Genomic DNA, 9,909 nt, shown 5'->3' with positions numbered 1-9,909 from the left:
CCGCCGGGCGGTCAAGTATTGCAACGGCCAGCCCGTGGAGGCCTACCGCTGGCTCGACCTCCTGCGCCTGGACGGTTTCCATGACGGCGAGTCCGGCTACCGCTTCGCCTACCGCGACGGCGAGCGCACGCCCTACGCCATGCAGCGCGAGGACGGGGCCGTGGCCTCTCTCTTCTACGACCAGGTCGGTTCCCTGCGGGTGGTTGCCGACAGTGACGGCGACGTGATAAAGGAGGTCCTGTACGACCCCTTCGGCGGGATCATCGAGGACACCAACCCCGACCTCCGCATCCCCATCGGCTTCGCCGGAGGGCTGCACGACCGCGACCTGGGCTTCGTGAGGTTCGGCTGGCGCGACTACGACACCTTCACCGACAGGTGGACCGCCCTCGACCCAATGGGCGACAAGGGCGGCGATCCGGACTGGTATGGGTATTGTTTGGACGATCCGGTGAACGGGGTGGACCCGTTGGGGTTGTTTCGATTTGGCAAAAGAGGGTTGTCGTTCCTACCCGCGATAGGCACCGATGGATCGACAGCAGATAAACGCAATTATGAATTGAAACACGAACATGGATTCTACGAGGACGGAAGCGGTGATAATGTAGGCTTCTTTGATGGGGGATTACGATTCAATGAGGACATCAAAGACTTCAAGCTTGACGACACCCATTTCGATGATGATCGCATGAGAAAGGCTCAAGCGAGTCTCGACCCCGGAGAATACAAATTATGCAAGATGGGCGGCAAATCGAACAACTGCCAGGACTACGCCGACAGGTTGCGTGAAAGATATCGCTTTCTGCGCACCGCAGAGAAGCACTAATTACAACCGGCACCACCAAGGGGGGGGGTGAACCTCCCTTGGTGGAAAGGAAGCCGAATGAGACACTTACTGATAGCATTCTTATGCATAGTTGCTGGAGGCGTATATTTTTACAACACGAATTGGTTTCAAGCCTCTTTCATGAGCGAGCGGTTTCATCGGGATATTTTCAACGCTCCCTTTGATGCCACCAAGACAGGGGAAACAATTACCATACCCATCAAATACACCTACAGTACATGTTATGGTCTGGCGATTGCCGTCCCCGATAGCAAGTTGGCGCACAGGGGCTTTGAGGGTGATGGATTTTGGGCATATCGGTTCATGTCCGGCAGCAAAATATTGGCGGAAGGTCTCACAACCCAACCTGATCAACGTCATAGAGCTCTTTATCGTGGAGTCACATATATCACATTGCTGGTCTTTGACCTTCCGTTTCCGGATGCCGGAAATGATTTGACGCTAGAGCTAACGGTAAAAAAGCCTATGGAATTCCTAGCCCGGTACAAAGGCGTTCTGACCTGTAGAATTCGGCCCAACTACAGCGCAAAAGCTGGGGGATGCTACGACGAGGAATTACGACTGGGTTCCATGTAAATCCTCCACGCCCCCTTCGGCGGGATCATCGAGGACACCAACCCCGACCTCCGCATCCCCATCGGCTTCGCCGGAGGGCTGCACGACCGCGACCTGGGCTTCGTGAGGTTCGGCTGGCGCGACTACGACTGTCACCGACAGGTGGACCGCCCTCGACCCAATGGGCGACAGTGGCGGGGACTCGGACTGGTACGGCTACTGCCTCGATGATCCGGTGAATGGGAATGATCCATTGGGGCTGTTCGCCTGGGTCCCGCTTGCAGGGGCTGCCATCGGTGGGGCGTCCAACGCCTATGACCACTGGGACGAATGGGACTACGGAAAAGGCTCCATGAGTACATGGGACTTCGCCAAATCCGTTGGACTTGGCATGGCGACCGGGGCCGTGAGCACGTTGGGTGGCGGAATAGGCTCCACATTGCTGTGGGGAGCAGGAGCGGCAGCCGCGAATGAAGCGGGGAACCAGATGATCAAGAAAGGAACGGTGGACGACGTGGGAAAGGTGGCCAAAGCTGGTGGAGCAGGGATCCTGGGCGCGGCAACCGGCGTGGTTGGAAAAAGAATTGGCAAAAATTTAGCTACAATCACACCTCCCCATAAAATTCCAATGGAACCACTTAAAGATGGCAGCAAACTGGGAGGCATCATCGGTTCTACGGTGGGCAGCAAGACGGCGGAAGCCGTATGGCCTGAACAAAACGAGAAGGGAAAGTCGTATGACCCCAGCAGAGTGGGTGTATCTCATTGGCGGAATCGCTAGTTTTATCGGCGGATACCTCTATATCGCCGATTGGCGGCGGGACCGGCATTCGGATGATCGCCGTTTTTCATGGAAGCGTTGGTGGACGACGCAAGAGGGCCTTGCGCCGACAGAAACGTTGGCAAATGGCATCCTTCTCATCTTGACGGGTATTCTGGGAGCAGCGCTTCTCATATGGTCGTTGAATCAATAGGGTGGAAACGGCGCCCCGAAGGCATGCGCTTTCGGGGCGTCACCCACATCCCACGCACAGGACGAGCCCTGCGCCAGCCCGGCCGATAACCGCATGAGGAAAACAGAACGGTTGATCCGCACCACCACCGGCTCTTCAGGTTTCGTCAGGAAGCTGCAGATCGTGCTGCTGTGCTGCGCCCTGCTTGTCCTGCTTGCGCCATGGCCCTGCCATGCGGAAACGGACCGGCCTGCGGTGTTTTTGGGCCCGGCCATCAGGACCACGCACGTTTTGGCCAACGCCGAAGGGATGGAGAGACGCCAGCATTGCGTTGCGGGGGATGATCGGAGCGTCGTGATCGTGGCCTGCACGGCGTCCCGGCAGGGCAAGGTCGTCTACGAAACGACCTGGATCCTCGCTTCCGGGCTCGGCGTCATCGCCCTGGACGACTTCAAACTGGTCTCGGTGGAGAAGACGGACGCGGCTCCGCAGGGCCGGGAATAGCCTGGCCTTCGGCCCCGGACGGCGCACCACAAAAAAACAAAAGGCCGGGCGAACCATCGGTTCGCCCGGCCTTGCCTTTGCTTTCGGGAGCCCCGCCTAGATGACCTTGTTCAGCGGGTACTCGATGATGCCCTCGGCCCCGTGGGCCACCAGCTGGGGGATCAGCTCGCGCACGACCTTCTCCTCCACCATGATCTCCACGGAGAGCCAGTTGGGGTCCTGGAGCTCGGCCACGGTGGGCGAGTTCAGGCTCGGCAGGGAGCCGTTCAGGGCCCCGAGCTTGTCCTTGGGCAGGTTCATCTTGAGGCCGACCATCTTCTCGGCCCGGAGCGCGCCCTGCAGGAGCATGTTGATCTCCTCGATGAGCTGGCGCTTCTTCGGGTCCTCCCAGGCCTTCCTGTTGGCGATGAGCTGGGTGTTGGTCTGCATCAGCTCGGCGATGATGCGCAGGCCGTTGGCCTTGATCGTGGTGCCGGTCTCGGTGATCTCGACGATGGCGTCGCAGAGCCCTTCCACCACCTTGGCCTCGGTGGTGCCCCAGGAGAACGAGACGTCCACGTTGATGTTCTGGGCCGCGAAGTATTCCTTGGTGAAGCCCATCAGCTCGGTGGCGACCTTCTTGCCGTCCAGGTCCTCGGGCCGCTTGTACGGGGAGTCGCCCCGCACGCACAGCACCCAGCGGGCCTTGCGGTTGCTCGCCTTGGAGTAGATCAGGTCGTCCACGATGACCACGTCGGACTTGTTCTCGCGAATCCAGTCCATGCCGGTCAGGCCGACGTCGAAAGTGCCGTTCTCCACGTACATGGACATTTCCTGGGCGCGGGCGAGCGAGCAGCGGATGCGGTCGTCGTCGATGTCCGGAAAATAGTTGCGCTCGTGCAGCTTGATCTTCCAGCCCGCCTTGGCGAACAGCTTGATGGTCGCGTCCTGGAGGGAGCCCTTGGGCACGCCGAGTCGAAGTAATTGCTGGGTCATTTCTTATATACCTCTTTGGGGTCGAAGACATGCGGGGAGCATTCGCTCACCACGCCGTCCTTCAATTCACGGAAAAAGCAGGAGCGGTAGCCCGTATGGCAGGCCGCGCCGCCGATCTGCTCGATGAGCAGGACCAGGGTGTCGTCGTCGCAATCGATGCGGATGGACTTCACCTTCTGCGTATGGCCCGAGGTACCGCCCTTGTGCCACAGTTCCTGACGGCTCCGGCTCCAGTAATGGACCTCGCCCGTCTCCAGCGTCTTGTTCCAGGATTCCTCGTTCATGTAGGCCATCATCAGGACCTCGCCGGTCTCGGCGTCCTGGGCGATGGCCGGCACGAGTCCGTTCATCTTTTCGAAATCTGGTCTGATCATTGCGGTACCTCTAATCAGATGCGTTTTTCCCGGCCCGGCAATGGGCCAGGGGAGCTTACATAACGAAAGCCGATTCAAAGCGCAACTGCCGACACCCTGTGTCACGCGGTCGTCGCAAAGGAAACTTTTCGCAGCCTGGCGTCATCTATATCCGAAACAATGCCAACGGAAAACCATCGGGGGAACGCCATGACCGACCAGCCCCGGGCCGGGCGAAGGAGGCTTGCCCGCCGCGCCCGCCCGCCGGGAGGGAGCGGGGAGCAGGCCCCGTGACCGGCCGGAACTCCCTGCCAGCCGTCATCTTCCCGGCGGCCGCCCTGCTGGCGCTCCTCGCCCTGGCCGGCCCGGCCGGGGCCGTGGAACTGGTCCGGCCGGGCCACCTCGCGGCCGGGGACACCTACGGCTACGGCGTGACCGCGTCCGGCACGGTGGTGGGCGACAGCGAAAACGCGGGGGGCAACCCCATCGCCTTCCGCTGGACGCCCGACGGCGGCATGGAATCCCTTGGCGCCCTGGGCGGCGCCTATTCCTATGCCTACGGCGTCAGCAGCGACGGCGACGTGGTCGCGGGCACCAGCCAGGACGGGCTGGGGCGCGACCGTGCCTACTGCTGGACGCGGGCCACGGGCATGATCGACCTCGGCACCTTCGGCGGCGCGGATTCCGAGGCCTATGCGGTCAGCGGCGACGGCCGGGTCGTGGTCGGCGTGGCCGTGGACGGGGCGAACGTCGACCAGAGCTTCCACTGGACCACGGGGGGCGGCATGGTCCTCATCACGCCGCTGGCGGGCGGCGTCGGCTCCTCCGCCTACGCCGTGAACGGCGACGGCACGGTGGTGGTCGGCGTCAGCGACACCGGCGCGCGCGACGAGGCCTACCGTTGGACCTCCGCCTCCGGCAGCGTGGGACTGGGCGTCCTGAGCAGCGTCCTTTTCGACTTTTCCGATGCCTATGGCGTCAATGCGGACGGCTCCGTGGTCGTCGGGCGGTCGTCGTCCGCAAACTACCTGTACGAGGGCTTCCGCTGGACCGACGCCACGGGCATGGTCGGCCTCGGCACCCTGGGCGGCCTCAGCTCCGAGGCCTACGCCGTGTCCGACGACGGCTCCATCGTCGTGGGCATGTCCGACAACCCGGACGGCGTCAGCGAGGGGTTCGTCTGGACCAGCCTGGGGATGCGCTCCCTGAACGCCATGCTCGCGGACGCGGGCGTGGACATGACCGGCCTCTTCATCCACGAGGCCATCGACGTGTCCGGCGACGGCCAGACCATCGTGGGCAACGGCTACGACGCCACCGGGGCCGTGGCCACCTTCCTGATCCGCGATGCGGGCGTCACCACGGCCTCGGCCCTTGGCCAGTCCCTCGGCGAACTTTCGGCCGTGGCCTCGGACATCTCCTACATGGCCATGGGCACCATGCGCGGGCTCATGGACCAGGCGGACCACCTGCCCGAGCCGGGCGCGGTCCGGTTCTGGCTGACCGGCTCGCTGCTCGGCGACGCGTCCCTGCCCGGCCGCGACCAGGGCGGCGAGGGCGGCCTCGGCATATCGGCCGGGCTGGCGGACGGTCTGGTCCTGGGCTCCGGCCTCTTCCTGGGCCGCCGCTCGGTGGACACCCTGTACGGCGGCAACCAGCAGTCGAACATGTTCGGGCCCGGCGCGTTCCTGAGCTACGCCCCGGAGCCCACGGGCTGGCGCGTCAAGCTCGGGGCCCTCTACGAGCGGGCCAGCCTGACCCTCGACCGGGGCTATCCCAACGGCGCGGGCTCCACCGTGGCCTCGGGGGCCACCAAGGGGCACGTCGTCTCCCTGAGCGGCCACCTGGGCTGGGTCCACCCTCTGACCCCGGTCCTGGCCGTGCAGCCTTACCTGGAGTACGACCTCCAGGCCATGATCCTGGACGCCTACACCGAGACCGGCACCCCGTTCCCGGTCCACTTCAAGGAGCGGCGCGACGTCATGAACAAGTCCCGGCTGGGCGCGGAGCTGCGCTGCTCGGCCCGGGACGACCTGGACCTATGGACCTGGGCGGCCTGGTCGCACCGGTTCGAGACGAAGGGGCCGTCCATGAGCGGCCACCTGGTGGGACTGAGCGACTTCACCTACGGCGGGGCGCGGATCGACCGCGACTGGGGCGAGTTCGGCGGCGGGCTCAAGTACCGGCCAAGCGACCGGGTGGAGTGCTACTCCCGCGCCACCGCAGCCGTGGGCAACGACCGCTACGCCGCCCCGGACCTGGCCCTGACCTCCGGCGTGTCCTGGGCCTTTTAGGCGGCCGGGCGGATGGCCGGGGCATCCCCCTCAACTCCAACCTATCTCCAGCGGAGCCCGGCGGATTACACCCTACAGGCTTGATACCCATTCTTGCCCCCTGTATACGAGGAGCGACCTTCATCACCCTCAAGCCGGATCGGGCAAAATGGAACAGAATCCCTTTTCCCTCTATGACTTCCTTGGATATTTCGCCCCAGGCGCGATCTTCAGCCTTGGAGTGCTGCTGGTCTTCAGCAAATGCGGACTTAACCCTGTAGACTTGCAAGACGAGTCGTCCACCTACCAATGGCTGATCGCCATAGTGTTCATTCTGTTTTCCTATGTCTTCGGCTTTGCTCTCAGCATTATTTCCGGCGAATTGGTTGAAAAATATCTTATATGGCGAAGCGGCTACCCCTCCAAGGTCAGATATGCCGTACCCCAAAAAACGTTCATCGAGTGCTTGTTCGATGACGGTTACCGAGGGCACTTCTATCTTTTCTTCTTCCTTGTTTTTCTCTTCCCTGTTTTGATTCTTGATCTCCTTTTCGGGAAATGCCTTGGACTAGAGAAAAAGTATTTCAAAAGGTACCGTTATCCTGACGAACTTAGCATCCTAAAACGGCATACATACAAAGTCCTCGGCCTCCTAACAGAGAATCCAGAATCGCTAGTGAACAGTAACGCCAACTTCTTCAAATATCTTTACCACTATACATATGAAAATGAATCCGCGCACTCTAGAAAGATGCAAAACTATGTGGCCCTTTACGGCTTTTCAAGAACAATGACGCTTATTTTCTCTCTCTTTTTCCTCGTCAACTTAGGCTCAGTCGGCCTCAGACTGTCTGGGTATACATGCATCAGTTTCCATCCCTTCGATCACGACGTATTATTCCTCCTGTCCAGCGCCCTGCTCGCATATACGTTTTTTGTCGGGTTTGCGAAGTATTACCGGCGGTACACCGATGAAGTACTGATGGCCACCGTAGCGATGGTAATTTCCAAACAAAACGTCTCCCCCAGCAATTCCGGTTCACCCGACGTGCAGGCCTGACCCCCCAAGCCCTCGTCGTCCCCCTGCCGTTTACCCCGCTCCCCGAATCTGCTAGACCACACCATTCGCAACACCCACAAGGAGCTATACGGACATGCCTGTTCGTTCCAAAGAGAATTTCCTGGTCTTCGGCGCGCCCCTCATCACTCAGGACGAGATCGACGAGGTCACCGCCTCCCTCAAGTCGGGCTGGCTCGGCACCGGCCCCAAGGTCGCCCGGTTCGAGAAGGACTTCGCCGCCTACGTCGGCGCAGACCACGCAGCGGCCTGCAACTCCTGCACCGCCGCCCTGCACCTCGCCCTGGTCGCCCTGGACCTGAAGCCCGGCGACGAGGTCATCACCACCCCGCTCACCTTCTGCGCCTCGGTCAACGCCATCATCCACGCCGGGTGCACCCCGGTCCTGGCCGACGTCGACCCCGTGACCCAGAACATCGACCCGGCCTCCATCCGCGCAAAGATCACGGACCGCACCCGGGCCATCCTGCCCGTCCACTTCGCGGGCCGCGCCTGCGACATGGACCCGATCATGGCCCTGGCCCGCGAGCACGGCCTCAAGGTCGTCGAGGACTGCGCCCACGCCATCGAGACCACCTACAAGGGCCGCCACGCCGGGACCTTCGGCGACTTCGGCTGCTTCTCCTTCTACGTGACCAAGAACGTCTGCACCGGCGAGGGCGGCATGGTCGTCACCCGCGACGCGGACGACATCCGCACCGTCAAGGTGCTCGGCCTGCACGGCATGTCCGCCGACGCCTGGAAGCGCTTCTCGGACGAGGGCTACAAGCACTACGAGGTCATCCACGCGGGGTTCAAGTACAACATGATGGACATCCAGGCCGCCATCGGCATCCACCAACTCAAGCGGGTCGAGGAGAACTTCAAGCGCCGCTGCGAGATATGGGACATGTACCAGCAGGCCTTCGCGGCCCTGCCCGTGGGCAAGCCCGCGCCCGAGGAGCCGGAGACCCGCCACGCGCGGCACCTCTATACCCTGATGATCGACCCGGTCTACGCAGGCATCGACCGCGACCAGTTCCTGGTCCGCATGAACGCGGAGAACATCGGCTGCGGCGTGCACTACCTCTCCATTCCCGAGCACCCGTACTATCGTGACCGCTTCGGCTGGAAGCTGGAGGACACGCCCCAGGCCGTGGCCCTGGGCCGACAGACCGTCAGCCTGCCCCTCTCGCCCAAGCTCACGGACGACGACGTGGCCGACGTGGTCACGGCCGTCAAACGCTGCCTGGAGGCCTAGCCGTGCGGCGCGCGCCGGGGATTCTCGCCGCCCTGCTCCTCGCCCTGGCCCTGCTGGCCGGGGCGGCCCCGGCGGGCGGCCCGCCCCGGTTCGACCCGGCCACGGTCCCGGCCGCGCCCGACTATGCGCGGGACGCCGCCTGGCTCGCCCTGCCGGACGATCCGGACGCCCACCCCGTGGACGTGTTCTGGGTCTACCCCACCGTGCTCCACGACCAGTCCCACTGGCTCATGGACACCGCGGCCAGCGACGCCCTGCCCGCCGCCGCGTCCACCCTTGCGAACCAGGCCGCCGTGTTCTCGGGCCAGGCCAACCTCTATGCCCCGAAATACCGCCAGATGAACCTGGCCGCCCTTACCCTGCCCGAGGCCGAACGCAACGCCCTGCTCGGCTACGGCGAGGACGACGTGTGGCGCGCCTTCTCCTACTATCTCGCCCACTACAACCACGGCCGCCCGTTCATCCTGGCCGGGCACAGCCAGGGTTCCGACGTCCTGGCCGCCCTCTTCCTGAGTAAATGGGGCAGCTTCGGCTTCGAGGACCGGCTGGTGGCCGCCTACCTCATCGGCTGGTCCGTCACGCAAGCCGACCTGGATGCCAACCCGCGCCTCGCCCTGTGCGCAGCCCCGGACCAGACAGGCTGCTTCATCACCTACAACACCGTGGCCGCCGGGCATCAGCAGGACGCCCCGACCATCCTGCCGGGCGCGCTCTCGGTCAATCCGCTCAGTTGGACCACAGACGGACGCCTCGCCCCGGCCACCCTCAATCTCGGCGCGCGCCTCGGCGGGCCTGACGGCGAGTTCCGCACCCTTCCCGGCTTCACCTCGGCGCAGATCGTTGGCGCGGGCCTGGTGGTGGCCCCGTCCGATCCGGCTCTGGTGGAGCTCCACTCCGCCGCCTTCCCCGCCGGGGTGTACCACGCCTTCGACTACGCCCTCTTCTTCGAAAATTTGCGGGAGAACGCCGCACGCCGCATCCGCGCCTGGCTCGAACGCCAATAGAAATACCATGTCGGCACTCCCAGGCTTAAGCTGATACACATATCAGTAAATAGTGAAGCTCAAAGGAGGGCCGACATGGCTAGTATTTCGGTATCATCAGTTTGCCGGTTTGTGGAAGCCTTTATTG

General features: G+C 62.9%; 10 protein-coding genes. 8 read left to right on the top strand and 2 right to left on the bottom strand.

Features of this window, described 5'->3' with window-relative positions:
- The 4 genes from PHP91_RS16270 to PHP91_RS16255 all read left to right on the top strand — a co-directional run.
- Positions 1-826: RHS repeat-associated core domain-containing protein (locus tag PHP91_RS16270; RefSeq protein ID WP_300143190.1), on the top strand; the 826-nt coding region annotated here is incomplete at its 5' end.
- 57 nt (positions 827-883) lie between these two features.
- The gene (locus PHP91_RS16265; RefSeq protein WP_300143187.1) at positions 884-1,423 is read left to right on the top strand and encodes a hypothetical protein; all 540 of its coding nucleotides are present in this window, start codon (positions 884-886) and stop codon (positions 1,421-1,423) included.
- A 160-nt stretch (positions 1,424-1,583) separates the two neighbouring features.
- A complete protein-coding gene (locus tag PHP91_RS16260) occupies positions 1,584-2,183 on the top strand; it encodes a hypothetical protein (protein WP_300143184.1) in 600 nt (199 codons plus the stop codon).
- 286 nt (positions 2,184-2,469) lie between these two features.
- Positions 2,470-2,859: a hypothetical protein gene (locus PHP91_RS16255; protein WP_300143181.1), complete on the top strand. Its 390-nt coding sequence runs from the start codon at positions 2,470-2,472 to the stop codon at positions 2,857-2,859.
- Between the two features lie 96 nt (positions 2,860-2,955).
- Here the strand turns inward: PHP91_RS16255 and hisG are convergent, their stop codons facing one another.
- Together hisG and hisI are read right to left on the bottom strand one after the other, a co-directional pair.
- On the bottom strand, positions 2,956-3,834 hold the full coding sequence (gene hisG, locus PHP91_RS16250) for an ATP phosphoribosyltransferase (RefSeq protein WP_300143178.1): 879 nt from the start codon (positions 3,832-3,834) through the stop codon (positions 2,956-2,958).
- The gene (gene hisI, locus PHP91_RS16245; RefSeq protein ID WP_300143175.1) at positions 3,831-4,208 is read right to left on the bottom strand and encodes a phosphoribosyl-AMP cyclohydrolase; all 378 of its coding nucleotides are present in this window, start codon (positions 4,206-4,208) and stop codon (positions 3,831-3,833) included. Before hisI ends, hisG begins: the two co-directional genes overlap by 4 nt.
- 269 nt (positions 4,209-4,477) lie before the next feature.
- On the opposite strand from hisI, the gene PHP91_RS16240 reads away from it, so the two are divergent.
- The 4 genes from PHP91_RS16240 (at position 4,478) to PHP91_RS16225 (ending at position 9,782) form a co-directional block, all read left to right on the top strand.
- Positions 4,478-6,481: an autotransporter domain-containing protein gene (locus tag PHP91_RS16240; RefSeq protein WP_300143171.1), complete on the top strand. Its 2,004-nt coding sequence runs from the start codon at positions 4,478-4,480 to the stop codon at positions 6,479-6,481.
- A gap of 148 nt (positions 6,482-6,629) precedes the next feature.
- Positions 6,630-7,520 (top strand): hypothetical protein, encoded by an 891-nt coding sequence (locus PHP91_RS16235; RefSeq protein WP_300143168.1) that lies wholly within the window; start codon positions 6,630-6,632, stop codon positions 7,518-7,520.
- A gap of 94 nt (positions 7,521-7,614) precedes the next feature.
- Positions 7,615-8,778 carry a DegT/DnrJ/EryC1/StrS family aminotransferase gene (locus tag PHP91_RS16230; RefSeq protein ID WP_300143165.1) on the top strand — a complete coding sequence of 388 codons (1,164 nt, stop codon included), beginning with the start codon at positions 7,615-7,617 and terminating at the stop codon, positions 8,776-8,778.
- 2 nt (positions 8,779-8,780) lie between these two features.
- Positions 8,781-9,782, top strand: coding sequence for a DUF3089 domain-containing protein (locus PHP91_RS16225; protein WP_300143162.1), 1,002 nt, complete (start codon positions 8,781-8,783; stop codon positions 9,780-9,782).
- Positions 9,783-9,909: the final 127 nt, after the last annotated feature.

Origin of the sequence: Pseudodesulfovibrio sp. (assembly GCF_028692895.1) — a bacterium.
Lineage (GTDB): Bacteria > Desulfobacterota > Desulfovibrionia > Desulfovibrionales > Desulfovibrionaceae > Pseudodesulfovibrio.
The sequence above is the reverse complement of the archived record's forward strand: the minus strand, read 5'-3'. Positions and strand labels throughout refer to the sequence as shown.